Source organism: Pseudomonas sp. RSB 5.4 (assembly GCF_037126175.1).
Classification (GTDB): domain Bacteria; phylum Pseudomonadota; class Gammaproteobacteria; order Pseudomonadales; family Pseudomonadaceae; genus Aquipseudomonas; species Aquipseudomonas fluorescens_H.
Genome location: NZ_CP146986.1, coordinates 2,358,411 through 2,376,391 on the forward strand (window position 1 = coordinate 2,358,411; position 17,981 = coordinate 2,376,391).

The window sequence follows — 17,981 nt, forward strand, 5'->3', positions numbered from 1 at the left end:
CTCAGGCTTCAGGGTCATCCAGTTCATTAGTGACGTTCACGGCAGGCGAATCCTTATGCAGGTCATCGGCCTTGGCGCGCAGGATCTGCCACTGCTCCAGATCGATCGCGCCCTGGGCGAGCAGGTCGTCGGCGATGTGTTGCAGGTCGAGGTAGTGAGCGTCGGGGGATTGCTGCCAGTAGGTCTGATCGTCGAACAGGCGTTGCCACGTGGTGAGGTCGGGGGGTTGCAGGTCGTCGCTCATGGGGGGAGTCCTCGCCGGGGCCTCGAAATGGGCCGGGATTGATCGGTAGAGGATGGTAGACGGGGCGGAGTTCCGGGCAATTGCTCTGTGGGTGACTGTACCGGGGACTTCGCGAGCAAGCCCGCTCCCACAGGGGTTTGTGTACGAAATTCAGTACCCGGTCATCTCCAGATAGCCGCGCCCGCCATGGCTGCCGTTGATCCGCACCGGCCCTTCCCAGTAAGGGATGCGCAGGTTCATCCAGGCATTGGGATTGAGTGCGTCGAGGCGGATGTCGAGGTGTTTGTCTGGAATGCTGATCGACCAGCGCACCGGCATCTGGCGTCCGGCGACTTTGGCGGTGTTCTGGGCGGTCAGTTTGATCTGCTCGCCGTGCAGGGTTTCGGTCTGCCCGTCGGCGCTGATCCAGGTGCCGGTCAGATACGGCGCGCCGTCGGTTTGCCGGGTGCGAAACAGCATCAGCGATTCACCGCTGTCCAGGTGCAGGGAAAACCAGTCCCAGCCGGTCTGATTGGCTGCCAGCGGCTGACTGCTCCACTCCCGATCCAGCCACGCCGGGCCGCTGACGGTGTAGGTCCGGCCGTCGATTTGCAGGGTGCCGCTGGCCTGAAAAAACGGCTGACTGTAGTAGTACGAGGCCTGGCCCTGTTCGGATTTGCGGCTGAAACCGTTGTCACCTTGCAACACCAGCGGACGACTGGAGGTGAGGTGCAGTTGATAGCTGAAGGCTTTGTCGCTGGCACTGAGCTGCAGATCCGTCAACGGATCCTGCGCCTGACTGGCGAAGCGCCAATCATCGATCCACGCCTCGAACGGCGCGACGTTCACCCCGGCCTGCCCCACTCCGCCTCGGGCATAGCGCTCGGCGGCATGATGCGCGGTGGCTGAAGTCACTGCGGCGTGCCCGAGCCAGATCGTCTGGTTGGCCCAGCCCGATTGTTGCGCCACCGGTTTCAAGGCGCTGCGAAACAACGTCCATTGCACGCCGAAATCGTGGCCCTGCTGATCCTTGAGATTGGCGGTAACGTACCACCATTCGATGCGAAAACCTTCGTGCGCGCCGTGATCCGCCGGGAAGCTGAATACCCGCCCCGGCACCACCGGTGTGAACTGCGCGGCCTGATCGCCGAGCCCGGCAAAACCCTTCTGCGCAGGCACAGGCTGATCGCAACCGCCCAATAGCAACAGCGCGAACAGCAGCGCAACCAGGTTAATCCTCATGGGCAAACGTCCTCAACAGATCCGCCGGTTGCGTGCGATACAACGAATACAGCGGCCACGCCGAGGCCAACAACGTCGCCAGCAACGCCAGCCCGAGCAACTGCAGCAGTTGCAGCGGAAAGATCCGCAACGGCAAGCGCCAGCCGAACGCCTGCACGTTGATCACCGCATCCAGACACCACGCCAGCGCGATCCCCAACGGCAACGCCAGCACCAGCGTCAGCACCGCCAGCAGCCAGGTCTGGCCGAGGTTAAGCAGCATCAACTGACGGCGCGTCACACCCAGCGCCCACAGCGGCGCCAGTTGCCCGAGGCGGCTCTGGCTCTGGGTCAGCAGGCTGATGAACAGCGCCACACCGGCCACCGCCAGGGTCAGGCTGTTCAGCGCGGCGGTGGCGGCGAAAGTGCGCTCGAATACTTGCACCGACCAACCCTTGAGCCGCGCCTGATCGACGATGCGGCTGTCATCGAGTTGAAAGCGCGTTTGCAGTGCGCGCAAAAACGGCGGGATGTCGGGCGGCGCGATGCGCAAGTTGAAACGGTTCGGCGTCAGTGACGGCCACAGCCGCAGCAGATGATTACTGTTGACCAGCAGGTGGCCCTTGGGATTGCCGTAGTCGGCGTAGATCCCGACGATCCGCGGGGACCACGCCCCGCCCGGCGTCGGCAGGCTCAGGTGATCACCCGCGCGCACCTTCAGGCGTCGTGCCAATTGTTCGCTGAGCATCACCGCATCGTCCGTCGCCAGGTGCGCCCACGGATCGCCGGCAATCGCCTCGAGCAACGGCCAGTGTTGGCGATAATAGGGATGATCGATCACCCCGAAGACATCCGCCGGCCACCCCTGCAGGGTCACCGCCACTTGCCAGTTGGGCAGCACCGCGCTGACGCTCGGCTGTTGTTTGAGCCAGGCGTACATTTCGCGGGACTGCGCCGGATTGACCGGGTTGAGGTACAGCTCGGCACTGAGACGTTGTTCGAGCCAGTCGTCGAAGGTCTGGCGAAAACCGGCGGTCATGCTGCCAGCACCGATGTTCGCCGACAGCGCCAGCAGCAACGCCATCAGCGCCAGACTGAGTGCCGGCAGTTGCTGGCGGCAGTCGGCGAGAAACCACTGGCCGAGTACCGAGCGACTGCGCCCGAGCAAGGGATTGAGCACCGCGCTGAGCACCACCGGCAACGCCAGCGCGGCGCCGAGCAGCAACCCGGCCATCAACACAAACCCGCTACCGAGACTGTCACCGAACAGCAATGCCAACAGCGCGATCAGGCCCAGCAGCGCCGCCAGCCAACCCTGACGGCGCAACCAGCGCGCATGTTGCTGATGCCAGGCCTGCGGATCCGCCACCGCCAACAGCGGCAAGCGTGCCGCACGCAGCAGACTGTTGGCACCGGCCAGCAACGCGCCGAACAGGCTCAAACCAATACCGCTGAACCACCACCACGGGCTCAGGCGCAACTGCCCCGCCACTTCTGCGCCGTACAGACCGCGCAGACTGGCGGCGACATCCGGCAGCAGCACGCTCGCCAGCCAGTAACCGCTGATGACCCCGAACACCCCGCCAACCAACGCCAGCACACCGAGTTCGACGATCAGACAGCCGATCAACATCCGCGCACTAACCCCGCAGGCGCGCAACGTGCGCAGCAGACCACGACGCTGTTCCAGCGCCAGACCGATGGCCGCGTGCACGATAAACAGCCCGACCAGAAACGAGAGAAAGCCCAAGGCATCGAGGTTGAGGTGAAAACTCTCGGTCAGGCGCGAAAGATTGTTTTCCTCGGCGCTGCTTTTAAGCTGCAACCGACCATTGAACGCCGGCGGTAGCTCGGCATGAAAATCCTTGGGCAGTAACAGCCGCGACAGTTGCCCGGGCTGTTCGAGCAGGGTTTGCGCGACACCGATGTCCACCAGCAACACGCCCGGCGCCATGTCCTTTTGTGTGTGCAGCGGCGGCAGGGTCTGGCCGCTGGCGGTTTGCGGCGTGGCGCCTTCGGTCAGGCCCAAGGCGTGCAGGGTTTCCGGGGAAATCCAGGTGCTGCCCGGCGGTGAGAAGAACTCGACGATGCGCTCGATCGGCATCGCCTGCCCTGCCACCGCAGCGTCCGTCGGCAGCGACACCGGTTCGATGCCCATCAGTTGCAGCCGCTGCTCCTGGTGATCCTTGAGCATCAGCCGGCCTTGCAACTGCGGCGAGACTGGCCAGCCCGCGCGGCGTAGATCAATGAACCACTGCTGGGTAAACGTCGCCCCACTGGGCGCAACAAGACTGGCCTGCGGTTCGCCACCAATCATCTGACTGGCCCGCGCGTAACTGTCGCGGGCCTGACTGTTCAGCGCTTCGACCCCGGTCAACAGACTTGTAGCCAGCCACAACCCGGTCAGCACACTGAAAAACTGCACCGGGTGCCGCCGCCAATGACTGAGCAGCGCGCGCAGGGTTTGCCAGAAAACGTTCACGTCAGATGGCCGTTGGACAACACCACGCGCCGCGCCAGGCGTGCCGCCACACGCGGGCTGTGCGTGACCATCAGCAGCGTGGTCGGCGTGTCATCAAGCAGCTCCAGCAATAGACGCAGCACTTCATCACTGGTGGCTTCGTCGAGGCTGCCGGTGGGTTCGTCGGCGAGCAGCAATTTTGGCCGTGACGCCAAGGCCCGGGCCAGCGCAACCCGCTGCTGCTGGCCGCCCGACAACTGCTCGGGATAACGCGTGAGCAAATCGCCCAGGCCCAGACGCTGCACCAGATGCGCCTGCCAGCGCGGCTCATGCCGCCCGGCCAGACGCGCCTGAAACGCCAGATTGTCCTCGACCCGCAGACTGCCGATCAGGTTGAACTGCTGGAACACCAGACCGATTTCAGTGCGGCGCCAGTCGGCCAGTTGCGCCTCGTTCATCTGCTCCAGCCGATGCTCGCCGCTGTGGATGCTGCCGCGATCGACCTTGTCGAGGCCGGCGATCAGGTGCAGCAAGGTGCTTTTGCCGCTGCCGGATTCGCCCATCAGCGCCAGACTGCTGCCGGGTTCTAGCGTCAGGTCGACGCCTTGCAGCACCGGGAGCGGGCCTTGGGGGGTGAGGTAACTTTTGAAGACGCCTTGAACCTGAAGCATGCCGCCATCCGTTGGGTCAGTGTGGGGCAAGGATAGCGGATAGCGGCCTGATTGGATCAGAGGTGTTCGTACTGGCCTCATCGCTGGCAAGCCAGCTCCCACAGGGATTGAGGTTGCTCACAAATACTGGAATCACCATCAAACACTGTGGGAAGTATCTTCAGGTCAGTGGTGTTTGAACTGGCCCCATCGCTTGCAGGCAAGCTCCTACAGGGGTTGAGGTTGTCGACAAATACCGGCTTCACCCTGAAACACTGTGGGAGCTGACTTGCCAGCGATGAGGCCAGTAAAACCGGCACAAATCTCAGTCCCCGGTTGCCACACTGGTCGCCGCCTCCCCCGGCGTGACAATCGTCTTCAGATCAATGTGTTTCCACTCAGGCTTGGCCCCCAACCGCGCATTGAAGCGATAGTTGAAGGTGAAATCGTCCGCGGTCGGCAGCGTCAGCGGTTTGCCATACACCGCTTCGATACCCGCCAGGTCGTAACCCATCAACTGCAGCAGCGTCGGGAAGATGTTGTAGTGGCTGGAGCGATCCTTGTTCTGCGCCAATGCCTGCGTCCAGTCCGGGCCGTGCACCTGATCGCCCTGAATCACCACCAGCGGCACCAGCCCTTCTTCCTCGACCGGATCGCCGCCGCAGTGGGTGTTGAGCCCGGGATTGCCGCGCTCATGCAGGTCCTGGCCGTGATCGGAGGTGTAGATCAGCAGTGCATTGTGCAAATTGGCCTGGGCAAAGACCCGGGCGAAAAACTCGCCGACGTTCCACAGCACGGTGTTTTTGTAGGCGTTGCGGTACAGCACCCAGTCATCCGGCTGGCCGTTGAAACCGTCGCGTTTACCGGTGTCGGCCACTTCGGTGAACTGCCCACGCGGCAAGGTCGGACGATACGCCATGAAGGCGTCGGGGTATTTGTCGTGCACCGGGAAATGCGCGCCGACCTTGTTGATCACCACCAACTCCGGCTGATCATCGTTGAGCAGTTCGATCAGTTTCGCGGCGGCGGCCATGTCGCGGTCACGCACGCTGGTCTGGTCAAACTGGACGAATTCGTCGATGTCCTTTTTTTCGGTGTCGGTCATCAGATTCTGCAAATTGCCGCCGGTGCGCTGGGCGTCGATGTACACCGTGCGCAACCCGGCCTTCTTCGCGTACTGCCAGATCGACGGCAGGGTGCTGTTGATCCGCGTGTAATCGGCGCGAGTGCCGCCGTAGCGCAGGGTGACATTGGTGTCGGCGCTGCAATTGGCAATCGACGCGGCGTAGCCGTAATTGAAGATGTCGACACCCGGATGCGCCTGCTTGAGGTTGCTGTGCACGCCGAACGGGGCATTGATGTCCAGATAATTGCCGGAGATGCTTTCGTCGATGATCAACACGATGTCGTGATTGACCGCCACTGTGTTGCGCGCCAACGTCACCGGCTCACGCGGGCCGACCGTGTTGTGCAGCGCTTCATAGGCGAACAGGTTCAGATAGGCCAGCGGCGTGTACATGATCGGCAAACCGCGCGCGCCCTCGCCCGCCCGCAGGAACAACACCACGCTCAACAGCAACACGCCACACAACGGCGCCACCACGCGTAATCCGTTGGGTACCGCCAGCGAGTGCCGCGGCTTGAGACCGATACCGAACAGCAAGAGCAGCCCGCTGAGCGCGCCATGAATGATCGCATCGCGGTACTGGTAGGCGGCTTCCTGGATGAAACCGCCAGAGTACACCAGCGACACAAAGCTGCTGTAGCTCAGGTAATCCGCGGTGACCCGGGTATAGACATCAAAAAATACCGCTGAGACAAACAGTGTTATTGCGAACAAGTGGCGAATGAGAGCCTGACGAATATAAGCCGTTAGATATAACGCTAAAGTAAGCGCCAAAAACATCGCGCCAAAAATAAGTACAGCAAAACCGACACCGATAGCATTTAACCGCTCAATGTAATATTCGGAATAAAGCAGCAAATAAACAATCAAAAGTAATTCTTTGGCATATCTGAACATGGCGATACCGCTCGTGCAAAACGGCAGAGAGTCAAAGGTTTGTCGGTCAGAACCTGACACTAGCACCCAGCCATCAAAGCGCAAGAATTGACTGTTTTCTTTAGAAAGCGTCAAAAAACCGGTGACTCAAATCTGACACACGCAAAACGCTAGAAGCCTTTAAATTAAAGACTTACAACCGTTTATCGCTTATTTTAAATCTGAACAAATCTGCAGAAAAACAACAAATCCAATCGCAGCAATGACTTGATGGCCAATCGCCAAAAAGCGCTCAAGTGTTATACAGGTGCAACATGTCATTTTGCTGACACGCTTTCCAAACCCTGCGCTATACCCCTTTTACAGTCTTCTTCCGAACTTCTTTTTTTCGCTCTATCGAGGGTGCGCAGATGGACGTGAGCGTATTTGGCACAGGCTACGTCGGATTAATTCAAGCCGCCGCACTTGCAGATGTAGGGCATCGGGTTTTGTGTGTTGATATTGACCCCAATAAAATTAAGCAACTGCAACAAGCCGTGCCGCCTATTAGTGAGCCTGGACTCTCCACCACCCTTGAAGAAAACATCAAGGCCGGGCGTCTGCTGTTCAGCACCCAGGCCAGCGACGCGGTAGAACATGCCGAACTGATTTTCATCGCCGTGGGCACGCCGGCCGATGAAGACGGTTCCGCCGACCTGACCCATGTGCTGAACGTGGCCCGGCAGATCGCCTCGCACATGGAGGCTGATCGCACCCTGATCATCAAGTCCACGGTGCCGGTCGGCACGGCGGACCAGGTTGCCGCCAAGGCCAACGAAGAGCTGCAACGTCGTGGCCGCAGCAGCCTGAAGGTACGGGTGGTGTCCAACCCCGAATTCCTCAAGGAAGGCAGCGCCCTCGCCGATTGCATGCGTCCGGACCGGATCATCGTCGGCACCCGCGATGACGCCGCCCGCGAGCAGATGAGCGAACTGTACGCGCCGTTCTGCCGCAACCACGAAAAACTGATGTTCATGGACAACCGCAGCGCCGAGCTCACCAAGTACGCGGCCAACGCAATGCTCGCCACGCGTATCAGCTTCATGAACGAACTGGCCAACCTCACCGAACTGCTGGGCGCCGACATCGAAGCCGTGCGCAAAGGCATCGGCTCCGACCCGCGCATCGGCTACCACTTCATCTACCCCGGTTGCGGCTTCGGCGGTTCGTGCTTCCCCAAGGATCTGCGTGCCCTGTTGCACACCGCCGAACACAACGGCATGCCGCTGAAACTGCTGCGCAGCGTCACCGACGTCAATGACAGTCAGCGGCACATTCTGTTCAGCAAACTCAAGGCGCAGTTTCCGCAGGGTCTGGCCGGCAAGTCGATCGCGATCTGGGGCCTGGCGTTCAAACCCAATACCGATGACATGCGCGAAGCCCCCAGCCGCTACCTGATGGACGCGTTGTGGGCCGAAGGCGCCAGCGTGCAGGCCTACGATCCGGAAGCCATGTCTGAATGCCGGCGCCTCTACGGCTATCGCAACGACCTGCATCTGTGCGCCACTCGCGACGACACCCTGGAAGATGCCGATGCGCTGGTGATCTGCACCGAATGGAAAAATTTTCGCGTGGTGGATTTCGAGCTGCTGGCGAGCAAGCTGCGTTCGAAGGTGATCGTTGACGGTCGCAATCTCTACAACCCGGAACACGTAGCGGCGGCCGGCCTGCATTACAGCGGTATCGGCCTGCGCCACATTACGCCGGAAGGATTGCGCCCATGAAAATCCTGGTCACCGGCGCAGCCGGCTCCATTGGCGCCCATTGCGTGTTGCGGCTGATGCGCGACGGGCATGCGGTGGTCGGCCTGGATAACTTCAACGGCTACTACGACCCGCAGCTGAAACACGATCGGGTGCAATGGATACGTAATCAGGTCGGGCATTTCCCGATCGCGCGGATTGATCTGGCCGATGCCGCGGCGATTGAAGCGCTGTTTGTCCGCGAGCAACCGCAAGTGGTGATCCACCTCGCGGCGCAGGCCGGCGTACGTTACTCGCTGGAAAACCCAAAGGCCTACCTCGACAGCAACCTCAGCGGTTTCCTGAATATTCTCGAAGGCTGCCGGCACCATCCGGTGGAGCACCTGATCTACGCCTCGTCGAGCTCAGTCTACGGCGCCAACCAGCACACACCTTATTCGGTGCATGACGGTGTGAATCACCCACTGTCGCTGTACGCCGCGACCAAAAAAGCCAACGAGCTGATGGCTCACAGCTACAGCCACCTGTTCGGCATCCCGAGCACCGGGCTGCGCTTTTTCACCGTGTACGGGCCATGGGGTCGGCCAGACATGTCGCCGATTCAGTTCGCCCGGGCGATCACCGATGGCACCCCGCTGAAACTGTTCAACTACGGCGAGCACCAGCGCGATTTCACCTACATCGACGACATCGTCGAAAGCATCGCCCGGCTCACCGACCATCCGCCGCACAACCACCCGGAGTGGGATCGCGAACACCCCGATGCCGGCAGCAGCATGGCGCCGTGGTGCCTGTTCAACATCGGCGGCCACCACCCGGTGGAACTGAAAACCTACCTGGCGTTGATGGAAAAACACCTCGGCCAGAAAGCCATTGTCGAGCTCTTGCCCCTGCAACCGGGCGATGTGCTCAACACCTGTGCCGAAACCGATGATCTGGCCCAGGCCACCGGGTTCCAGCCCCGGATCGAGCTGGATGAAGGCCTGGGGCGTTTCATCGCCTGGTTTCGCGACTACTACCCCACTGCCTGTCGCCCACGCGCCGCTCGCGGCTGAACTTCAGCGGAGGTTCTCATGACTGGACATGAACAAGGTGTACCGATCAATCAGATGCGTCGTGACAAGCGCATGGATCCCGAACACCGAATGCGCCTGGATACCGCCATCCACATGCAGGGTCGTGGCTGGTTGACCGGTCGCGACGGTGGCCGGCCATGGACGCTGTCACGCACCAACCGGGTGCTGGCCTGCTTCGGTGCGCTGATGATCCTGGTGGTGTTTTCGCCGCTGCTGCTGGGCCTGGCACTGACTATCAAATTCACCAGCCCGGGACCGGTGATGTTCGTGCAAAAACGCACCGGCTATCGCGGCCGCACGTTCGGCATGTACAAGTTCCGCACCATGGTCTGCAACGCCGAAGAACTGAAGGAATCGCTGCGCCACCTCAACAAGCACGGGGTCGACGCCATCGATTTCAAGATCGACAAGGACCCGCGCATCACCGGGATCGGCGGTTTCCTGCGGCGCACCAGCCTCGACGAACTGCCCAATCTGTTCAATGTGGTGAGCGGTGACATGCGCCTGGTCGGCCCGCGTCCGACCTCGTTCAACGCCTACCGCTACAAGGACCGCCACCTCGCGCGCCTGAGCATCTACCCCGGCATGACCGGCCTCTGGCAGATCTCCGGGCGCAGCAACATCGACTTCGACCAGCGCGTTGAGTTGGACCTCAGCTACATCGCCGAGCAAAGCCTTTTGCTTGATCTGAAGATCCTGTTGAAAACCCCCTTCAAAGTATTCAGCGGCCACGGAGCAAGCTAATGGACGGTTCAACCAACAAAAGCCTGAGCATTGCCAATCCCAGCGAATCGAACCTGATTTCGACCGTGCTGGATCTGGATCTGCGGATCCTGTTCCTGACCGCCGCCAACCCTGGTGCCGGCACCACCACCAGTGCGCTGGCGCTGGCCAGCCAACTGGCGCAGATGAGCAGCGGCCAGGTGCTGCTGGTCGACGCCAGCCAGTCGGCGAGCAACCTTACCCAACAGTTGAACCTGAGCAAGGAGCGCGGCCTGCGCGATCTGCTCTTCAACCCGGACAACCCGCCGCTGTTGCAGGACTGCGTGGTGCAGGTGTCGAGCCTGCCGTTCCATGTCCTGCCCAACGGTCGGCCGATCCGCACGCTGGAGCACCTGACTGCCGAGCGCCTGAGCCCGTTGCTCGATCAACTGGGCAGCCAGTACCGCTTTGTGGTGATCGATGGTGACGCGGTGTACTCCGCCGCCGACACGTTGGTACTCGCCACTCAGGTCGATGGCGTGGTGTTCGTGGTACGCGCCGAGGACACGCGCTGGGAAGTCGCTCAGGCCGCCGTGCAACGCCTGACCCAGGCCGGGGCAAAAGTGGTTGGCAGCGTCTTCAACCGGCGCAAGTACTACATGCCCAAGTGGCTTTACAAAAACCTGTAAGCAAACGCGAAGGATGACGCCATGAACGCCAAGATACTTGTTCTGCTGATGCTGCCGCTTGCAGGCTGCTCCAGCAATTCCGAGACCCAGACCATGCCGGTGAATATTCTCACCGCCACCCCGGCCAACGCCCAGGCCACCGATATGCCGAAGATCGAACAGACGTTGCGCCCGCAAGATGTGCTGGACGTGATCTTCCACATCAGCACCAGCGGTTCGGACGCCTACCGCGTGCAATCGGGTGACCAGATCGGCCTGAACTTCACCGCGGCCAGCCAGCTCAACGGCAACCAGTTGGTGCTGCCTGACGGCACCATCAACCTGCCGGGCGCCAACACCTCGGTGAAAATCGCCGGGCTGACCGGCGACGAAGCGCGCGAAGAAATCCAGCGTGCCTACCAGCGCAAACAACTGTTCCAGCCCAACCGCAATCAGCTGACGGTGCAGGTCATCAGTCCGCTGACCAATGAGCAGAACCTCAAAAGTGCCCTCAACCATCCCGCCACCGGTATGAGCCGTGAGATCACCGTGGGCAACGACGGTTACGCGAGTTTTCCGGAAATCGGCGCGGTGCCACTGCAAGGCATGACCATCAACCAGCTGGAAACCTTCCTCAACCAGAAGTACGCACAACTGCCAGGTCGGATGAGCGTCGATGTGATGCTCAAATCCACCGCCGGCAACGAGATCTATGTGCTGGGTGAAGTCGGCCAGCCGGGTTCCTATCCGATTCGTCGCCCGGTCTCGGTACTTGAAGCATTGACCCTGGCCCGTGGCACCAACATCAAGGCGCGCCTCGACTCGGTGGTGATCATGCGCCGCAACGGCAACCAGGTGCAGGCCGTGCATTACGACGTCGAGAAAGCCCTGTCCGGCGACGCTTCGCAAATCGCCTATCTGCAACCGGACGACATGCTCTACGTGCCCAAAACCAAACTGGCCAGTGCCGGCGAGCTCGCGCGGCAATTGGCGGACGTGGTGCTGTTCCAGGGCGTGGGCATGAGTTTCAGCTATCGCCTCGACAACAAGAACGACAACAGCAGCAACTAACCGACTCTCAGGTGACCGATCATGAATCCAAAGGAAAACTACCTGCATGAGTTCTTCAGGATCTTCTTCGCCAACAAGCAACTGGTGAAACGGGTCTTCCTGATCTTTGCAGTCATCGCGTTGGTACTGCCGCTGGTGCTCAAACAGAGCTTCGATATCACCGCCCAGGTGATCGTGCAGTCGAAAAAACTCTCCCAGGGTGACGCCACCACCTCACTGACGGTCGATAACGCCACCTTCATTCCGCCGTCGCTGGCGGACATGGAAACCGAGAGCAATATCCTGCGCTCGCCCGCGTTGATCCGGCAGACCATCAGTGAGTTGCGTGACAAGGGCGAATACAGCCCACCGGTCGGCATGTTCGCCAAACTGGTCGGCGATCCGTTCCGCCGTTATGTCACCTCACCCCTGCGCCAATACGTGATCAACCCGCTGCGCAACATGCTCGGGCTGGAGACCGATCCGGTGCGCGACACCGTGCTCGACGGCCTCACTCAACAGGCCCTCGACAGCCTGAAGATCGAGACCCTGCCCGGCTCCAACGTGATCTCGATCGTCTACAGCTTCCCCGATCCGCATCAAGGCACGACGTTTGTCGCCACCTTGCTGCAGAACTATCTGGTGAGCCGTCAGGCGCTGCAATCGATCGACCTGCCGCAATCCTTCTACGAAACCAAGAAGCACCTGTATCAGGTGCGTCTCGATGGACTGGAGGGCAATCGCCAGGCGCTGCTGGAAAGCGTCGGCTCGTCCGATCCGAAGGAAGAAATCACCTTTCGCCTGAACGCGATCAACACCGAAGAACAAGCGCTGAACCTGTACCAGGATCGCCTGTTGCAGAGCCAGCGCTGGCTTGAATACCTGAAAACCGCATTGGCCGCCGCCAGCACCAACAAACTCAACGACTACACCTTCCCCTACACCTTCACCACCACCGTCGACAACGTGGCGTTCGAGGATCGGGAAGTCAAACAGTTGGGCGAGCAACTGACCACTCAGGTCAGCCGCTACATGAATGACCTCGCGGTGTTTCAGCCCGGCAGCGAGCCGATGCTGCTGACCCGCGAGCAGATCGCCCGCACCCGTCAGCAGTTCCTCAAAGTGGTGAGCAACCGCATCCAGGAACGCACCAACGACCTGGCCGTGGTGCAACAGGTGATCGACCAGAAAACCGCGCGCATCGCCGACTTCAAGAACCGCATCCACACCTTGCAGCAGACCCAGAGCAAGCTGCGGCAGATGGACACTGAAATCGACGCACTGCACACGGCGTTCTCGACCTACGCGCAACGCTTTGCCGAAAGCAGCACCGCCGGTTCACTCAACGACGACCTGTCGAACGCCAAGGTGCTGAGCCCGCCGTTCGAACCGACCGAGCCGGCGTTTCCCAAACCGCTGCTGATCATCCCGTTCGGGCTGTTCACCGGTCTGCTGCTGGCGATTGCTCTGGTGTATGTGCGTGAGTTCTTCGATCACCGTTTCAAACATCCGGCGCAAATCACCCACGAACTGGGTCTGCCGGTGTTGCTGGTGATCAACGACGAAAACGTTCTGCCACGCAATCCGCACAAGAACTGGACCGTGCCAAGCTTCGTGCACTGGGTGCGCAATTGAACACGCCGTCCACCCCGAATGCCGCGCTGCCGATCATTCATTTGCTCAGCAGCGGCGGCTTCTATGGGGCCGAGCGCATGTTGCTCGATCACTGCCTGGCGACACCGGGGCAGCACCAGGTGCTGTGTCTCGATGCACCACCCGCACTGATCGCGCGCTTTCGCGAGGCCGGGGTGGACTGTCGTGGCTGCTCCGGGCTGGGCGAGTTGATGCGCCATCTAAGTGCCCGGCGCAGCGAGCAACCGCTGATCAACACCCACAACTTCAAAGGGCTGTTGTTCGGTTGGGTCGCAGCGACGCTGTTGCGTCTGCCACTGGTCATCACCCAACACGGCTTCACCCCGCGCAGCCGCAAGCAGAAGTTCTACACCTGGCTGAGTCTGCAGTTGTGCCGCACCGCTTCGGTGGACCGGGTGGTGTGCGTGGCCGAGAGCATCGCCGTGCTGCATCGTCAGGCCAGCGTGCAGGCGGAAAAACTGCAAGTGATCCCCAACGGTTTACCGGCCGCCGCCGCGCTGGTCAGCACCGTTGACCGCCAGCGCTGGCTCGCCGGCTACGTCGGGCGTTTGAGCAGCGAGAAAGGCCCGGATCTGTTTCTCGATGCAATGATTCCGCTGTGTCACCAGCACCCGCAACTGGACGCGGTGATGCTCGGCGACGGCCCGGAACGTGAGGCGCTACAGGCGCGGATCGACGCCGCCGGATTGACCCAACGGATTCGCCTGCCCGGTTACCAGACCGCCATGCAACCGTGGTGGCAGCAACTGGATGCGCTGGTGATCAGCTCGCGCACCGAAGGCACACCGATGATTCTGCTGGAAGCGATGCAGGCCGGCGTGCCGGTGGTGGCTTTCGCAGTCGGAGGCATTCCCGATGTGCTCGAACACCGCAATAACGGCCTGCTGGCGGCACCCGCCGACAGCTCTGCCCTCGCCCGCCAGCTCGACAACCTGCTGAGCGAGCCGAAGCTGGCCCGGCATTTGTGCGACAACGCAAAGCGTACGCAACAGGATCGCTACGACCTCAAGGCTTTGGCCGAACGCTGGTCGCAGCTGTACATCCGCACGGCACGGGAGGCACGCGCATGATTTTCCCGCTCTCGATCGTCACGCTGCTCGGTCTGGTGTGCATCGGTCTGCTCGCCAGCCCTTATCCGTTTCTGGCACCGGGCGCCGTCATTGCTCTGGTGGGTTTCTCGGTGTTGTACCGCAAGCCGACCTGGGGCCTGCTGGGCATCGCCGCGCTGGTGCCGTTCGAAGGTTTCTTCAAGGACAGCTCGCTGTCCGGGAGCAAACTGATCGGTGCCTCACTGGCGGTGATCCTGATGCTGCAACTGGCCATGCATCAGATTCCCTCCGAGCGTCTGCGCAGCAATATCTGGCGGTTTCTGCTGTGGTTTCTGGTCCTGTATTTCCTCAGCCTGCTCAATACCGATGACATGGGTATGTCGCTGGGGCATCTGCGTGAGCTGAGCGTCGGCCTGATCCTGTTTGTCATCACCCTGCTGATCGGTCGCGAACTGAACCTCGACCTGTTTTCCAGACTGGTGACCCTGAGCGTCAGCGCCACCTGCGCCATGGCGATGTTTTCGACCAAATTCCAGGATCAGGGCCGCGCCGCCGGGCTGCTCGAAGACCCCAACGCCTTCGCCCTGCTGATCGCCTTCGCCATTCCGCTGGCCCTGCTGCTGGTGATTCGCGGCCAAAACCTGTTGCACCGCTTGTTCTGGGGCGCTTGCTGCGTGCTGCTGCTCGGTGGCATGACCAAGACCGAGTCGCGCTCCGGGCTGGTGGTGGTGGCCTTGAGTCTGTTGATCGGCTGCTGGCACTACCGCGCGCAACTCACGCGGATTCGTCCACGGCACCTGGGTTTCGCCATGCTCGGCGCAGCGATCGTGATTCCGCTGGCGATCTACGCGATGCCCGCCGGTTACATCGCGCGCATTCAGTCCCTGAGCGTGTTGAGCGCCGGCGCCAAGGGCCACGACGACGAATCCCTCGGCCGACGTGCCTCGTACATCGTGGTCGGCGGGCAGATGATCCGCGAGAATCCGCTGCTCGGCTCCGGCCCCGGCACCTTCCCGCTGCACTACGCAACCACCGGCTATGCCAAGGCGTTTTCCGCCAACCGCAAGATCGGCGACCTGTACCGCCGCGCCCACAACACCTACCTGGAAATCTTCAGTGAACTGGGGATTCCCGCCGGCCTGTTGTTCGTCGGCATGCTCGGCCTGGGCCTGTACAACCTGATCCGCGCCCGCGCCGCGTGGATGCTGCGGCGCGATTGGCAGCAGGCGGACCTGATGACCCACCTCGGTGTGAGTTTCCTGTCGTTGACCCTGTTCCTGATGTTCCTCAGCGCACCGAACCAGAAGTACGTGTGGATCATGCTCGCGCTGACCAGCGTGCTGCGCCTCAAGGCCGAGCAAGCGCCACTGACCGAGGCCAGAACATGAGCCGCATCAGCATCATCATCCCGATGTACAACGAGGCCCGGCACATCGGCCGCACACTGCTGGCGGCGCAGAAAGCCGCGCACGCAGCCAATGTCGAGTGCGAGCTGATCGTGGTCGACAACGGCTCGAGCGATGACGGCCCGCACATCGCCCGCCAGTTCGGTGCGCAGGTGCTGGTGCTGCCTGGGCTGCTGATCGGTGCGCTGCGTAATCGCGGTGTCCTGCTGGCAAGCGGCGAGTGGCTGGCGTTCATTGATGCCGACGTTGAAATGCCCGAAGACTGGCTCAGGCCACTGTTCGAACTGGAGGAAAGTGGTCAGGCCGATGTGTTTGGTCTGGATCTGCATACTCCCGCCGCTGCGCCGTGGTACGCGACGGCCTGGCAACGGCGCACGCTGCGCACTTCCGGGCAGGCGTCGCACACAGTGGACTGGCTGCCCAGCTCCAACTTGCTGATGCGTCGGCGCTGGTTCGAGAAGGTCGGCGGCTTCGACGAACACCTGCGCACCGGCGAGGACAAGGAATTCACCCTGCGCCTGAACGAGCAAGGCGCGCGCCTGTTGTCGGTGAACAACAACGTGGCCCTGCACTGGGGCTACGAGATGAACTGGCGTGAGTGGATGGGCAAGGAAATGTGGCGTCAGGGCAGTCATCTGCAACTGCTGCGCACCCACGGCTTCAGCCTGCGTCTGCTGCGCTTTCCGCTGCTGTCGCTGATGGCATGGCTGCTGGACTTGCTGGCGATTTCCGCGCTGCTCAACGGCTTTCCGCATCACGCAGCGGTCATGGTGATGCTGACCCTGATTCCAGCGCTGGTGCTGAGCATTCGCCAGAGTTCACGCCATCACGACATTGGCCTGACCCTGCAACTGTGGGGCCTGCACTGGGTGCGTCTGCACCTGGCCGGGGCGGCGCTCATTCTCAGTGTGTGTCATTGGAACGCCAGGAGGCCTGCCCGTGGCTGAATTCATTTTCTGGCTGTGCCTGCTGCTGCCGGTGTACGCCTACCTCGGCTACCCGCTGCTGCTGACCGTGCTGGCGCCGCTGTTCCCGGCCTGGCGCCACAGCCCGGCGCCGCCGCTGAACGTCAGCATCGTGATCGCCGCGCACAATGAGGCGCGGCACATCGAGCACAAGTTGCGCACGCTGCTGGCGCAGGACTATCAGCCGGCCTCGTTGCAGATCATTCTCGCCAGCGATGGCTCGACCGACGACACCGTGGCCTGCGCACACAAAGTGATCGATTCGCGCATCACCGTGCTCGATCTGCCGCGCCTGGGTAAAGCGGCGACGCTGAATGCCGGCGTGGCCCTGGCCACTGGCGATATTCTGGTGTTCACCGATGCCGACAACCAGTGGTCGCGGGAAACCCTCGGCTACCTGCTCGCGCCACTCAGTGACCCGAATGTCGGCGCCTGCGCCGGGCACATGGTGATTCCGGTGACGGGCGGTGGCCTGAGCGTCGGCGACAGTCTGTACCGCCACTACGAAGGCTGGCTGCGCCGGGTGGAGAACCGCACCGGCTGCATGGTCTCGGCCGACGGCGCCCTGCTCGCCCTGCGCCGCGAGCTGTTCCAGAGCGTGCCGGCGGAGGTCAATGACGACTTCTTTCTCAGCACCTGTGCACCGGTGGCATTCAAGCGCATTGTGTACGTGCCCGAGGCGCAAGTGATCGACCACGGTGTCGACGAAGCGGACAAACAATTCCGCCGCCGTCAACGCGTCACCGTCGGTGGCCTGCAAAGCCTCGCCCAGCGCAGTGAGCTGCTCAACCCACTCAAACATGGCCTGTATTCGATTGCGCTGATCAGCCACAAGCTGATCCGGCGTCTGGCACCGATCCTCCTGCTGCCGTTGCTGCTGAGCAACTTCTGGCTGTGGGACGACCACGGTTTCTATCGACTGGCCCTGATCGCCCAACTGTTCGGCTACGCCGTGGCGATTGCCGGACTGCTGGATTCACAACACCGGTTACCCAAACCGTTCCGCCTTGCGGCATTCCTGCTGGTGACACTGGCAGGCATGAGCATCGGCCTGTGGCAATTCCTGCGCGGCCACCGTTACGCCCAGTGGAACCCTGAACAAAACCGTTGAGA

At 61.6% G+C, this 17,981-nt stretch carries 15 protein-coding genes; 10 read left to right on the top strand and 5 right to left on the bottom strand.

What is annotated here, in order from left to right; translation table 11 throughout:
* Position 1: 1 nt before the first annotated feature.
* The 5 genes from V9L13_RS10485 to V9L13_RS10505 all read right to left on the bottom strand — a co-directional run bounded on the left by V9L13_RS10485 (position 2) and on the right by V9L13_RS10505 (position 6,578).
* Positions 2–244, bottom strand: a complete 243-nt coding sequence (locus V9L13_RS10485) for a hypothetical protein (protein WP_338802452.1) — start codon at positions 242–244, stop codon at positions 2–4.
* A 150-nt stretch (positions 245–394) separates the two neighbouring features.
* A complete protein-coding gene (locus V9L13_RS10490; RefSeq protein WP_338802453.1) occupies positions 395–1,465 on the bottom strand; it encodes a lipocalin-like domain-containing protein in 1,071 nt (356 codons plus the stop codon).
* Positions 1,455–3,926, bottom strand: coding sequence for an ABC transporter permease (locus V9L13_RS10495; protein WP_338802454.1), 2,472 nt, complete (start codon positions 3,924–3,926; stop codon positions 1,455–1,457). Before V9L13_RS10495 ends, V9L13_RS10490 begins: the two co-directional genes overlap by 11 nt.
* On the bottom strand, positions 3,923–4,576 hold the full coding sequence (locus tag V9L13_RS10500; RefSeq protein ID WP_003226276.1) for an ABC transporter ATP-binding protein: 654 nt from the start codon (positions 4,574–4,576) through the stop codon (positions 3,923–3,925). The genes V9L13_RS10495 and V9L13_RS10500 overlap by 4 nt, the downstream gene beginning before the upstream one ends.
* A gap of 304 nt (positions 4,577–4,880) precedes the next feature.
* Positions 4,881–6,578, bottom strand: coding sequence for a sulfatase-like hydrolase/transferase (locus V9L13_RS10505; protein WP_338802455.1), 1,698 nt, complete (start codon positions 6,576–6,578; stop codon positions 4,881–4,883).
* A gap of 389 nt (positions 6,579–6,967) precedes the next feature.
* Here V9L13_RS10505 and V9L13_RS10510 point away from each other — a divergent pair, with 389 nt between their 5' ends.
* The 10 genes from V9L13_RS10510 to V9L13_RS10555 are packed head-to-tail and all read left to right on the top strand — an operon-like array spanning position 6,968 to position 17,979.
* Complete coding sequence (locus V9L13_RS10510; protein ID WP_338802456.1) at positions 6,968–8,320, top strand: UDP-glucose/GDP-mannose dehydrogenase family protein; 1,353 nt, start codon at positions 6,968–6,970, stop codon at positions 8,318–8,320.
* The gene (locus V9L13_RS10515) at positions 8,317–9,354 is read left to right on the top strand and encodes an NAD-dependent epimerase (RefSeq protein ID WP_338802457.1); all 1,038 of its coding nucleotides are present in this window, start codon (positions 8,317–8,319) and stop codon (positions 9,352–9,354) included. The genes V9L13_RS10510 and V9L13_RS10515 overlap by 4 nt, the downstream gene beginning before the upstream one ends.
* A gap of 18 nt (positions 9,355–9,372) precedes the next feature.
* Positions 9,373–10,119 (top strand): sugar transferase, encoded by a 747-nt coding sequence (locus tag V9L13_RS10520; protein ID WP_103483578.1) that lies wholly within the window; start codon positions 9,373–9,375, stop codon positions 10,117–10,119.
* Positions 10,119–10,766, top strand: a complete 648-nt coding sequence (locus V9L13_RS10525) for a CpsD/CapB family tyrosine-protein kinase (RefSeq protein ID WP_003226287.1) — start codon at positions 10,119–10,121, stop codon at positions 10,764–10,766. The genes V9L13_RS10520 and V9L13_RS10525 overlap by 1 nt, the downstream gene beginning before the upstream one ends.
* Before the next feature lie 21 nt (positions 10,767–10,787).
* The gene (locus V9L13_RS10530) at positions 10,788–11,816 is read left to right on the top strand and encodes a polysaccharide biosynthesis/export family protein (protein WP_003226289.1); all 1,029 of its coding nucleotides are present in this window, start codon (positions 10,788–10,790) and stop codon (positions 11,814–11,816) included.
* Positions 11,817–11,837: 21 nt separating this feature from the next.
* Entirely contained in the window at positions 11,838–13,430 is a 1,593-nt protein-coding gene (locus V9L13_RS10535) for a Wzz/FepE/Etk N-terminal domain-containing protein (RefSeq protein ID WP_262143031.1), read from the top strand.
* The gene (locus V9L13_RS10540; RefSeq protein WP_338802458.1) at positions 13,427–14,518 is read left to right on the top strand and encodes a glycosyltransferase family 4 protein; all 1,092 of its coding nucleotides are present in this window, start codon (positions 13,427–13,429) and stop codon (positions 14,516–14,518) included. Before V9L13_RS10535 ends, V9L13_RS10540 begins: the two co-directional genes overlap by 4 nt.
* On the top strand, positions 14,515–15,885 hold the full coding sequence (locus V9L13_RS10545; protein ID WP_338802459.1) for an O-antigen ligase family protein: 1,371 nt from the start codon (positions 14,515–14,517) through the stop codon (positions 15,883–15,885). The genes V9L13_RS10540 and V9L13_RS10545 overlap by 4 nt, the downstream gene beginning before the upstream one ends.
* On the top strand, positions 15,882–16,850 hold the full coding sequence (locus tag V9L13_RS10550) for a glycosyltransferase (protein ID WP_003226298.1): 969 nt from the start codon (positions 15,882–15,884) through the stop codon (positions 16,848–16,850). Before V9L13_RS10545 ends, V9L13_RS10550 begins: the two co-directional genes overlap by 4 nt.
* A complete protein-coding gene (locus tag V9L13_RS10555; RefSeq protein WP_338802460.1) occupies positions 16,843–17,979 on the top strand; it encodes a glycosyltransferase family 2 protein in 1,137 nt (378 codons plus the stop codon). Before V9L13_RS10550 ends, V9L13_RS10555 begins: the two co-directional genes overlap by 8 nt.
* The last annotated feature ends 2 nt before the right edge of the window (positions 17,980–17,981 follow it).

Excerpts from the sequence above, each read along its gene's own strand:
- V9L13_RS10485 (WP_338802452.1), bottom strand. The coding sequence starts at position 244 with ATGAGCGACGACCTGCAACCCCCCGACCTCACCACGTGGCAACGCCTG.
- V9L13_RS10490 (WP_338802453.1), bottom strand. The coding sequence starts at position 1,465 with ATGAGGATTAACCTGGTTGCGCTGCTGTTCGCGCTGTTGCTATTGGGC.
- V9L13_RS10500 (WP_003226276.1), bottom strand. The coding sequence starts at position 4,576 with ATGCTTCAGGTTCAAGGCGTCTTCAAAAGTTACCTCACCCCCCAAGGC.
- V9L13_RS10505 (WP_338802455.1), bottom strand. The coding sequence starts at position 6,578 with ATGTTCAGATATGCCAAAGAATTACTTTTGATTGTTTATTTGCTGCTT.
- V9L13_RS10510 (WP_338802456.1), top strand. The coding sequence starts at position 6,968 with ATGGACGTGAGCGTATTTGGCACAGGCTACGTCGGATTAATTCAAGCC.
- V9L13_RS10515 (WP_338802457.1), top strand. The coding sequence starts at position 8,317 with ATGAAAATCCTGGTCACCGGCGCAGCCGGCTCCATTGGCGCCCATTGC.
- V9L13_RS10520 (WP_103483578.1), top strand. The coding sequence starts at position 9,373 with ATGACTGGACATGAACAAGGTGTACCGATCAATCAGATGCGTCGTGAC.
- V9L13_RS10525 (WP_003226287.1), top strand. The coding sequence starts at position 10,119 with ATGGACGGTTCAACCAACAAAAGCCTGAGCATTGCCAATCCCAGCGAA.
- V9L13_RS10530 (WP_003226289.1), top strand. The coding sequence starts at position 10,788 with ATGAACGCCAAGATACTTGTTCTGCTGATGCTGCCGCTTGCAGGCTGC.
- V9L13_RS10535 (WP_262143031.1), top strand. The coding sequence starts at position 11,838 with ATGAATCCAAAGGAAAACTACCTGCATGAGTTCTTCAGGATCTTCTTC.
- V9L13_RS10545 (WP_338802459.1), top strand. The coding sequence starts at position 14,515 with ATGATTTTCCCGCTCTCGATCGTCACGCTGCTCGGTCTGGTGTGCATC.
- V9L13_RS10550 (WP_003226298.1), top strand. The coding sequence starts at position 15,882 with ATGAGCCGCATCAGCATCATCATCCCGATGTACAACGAGGCCCGGCAC.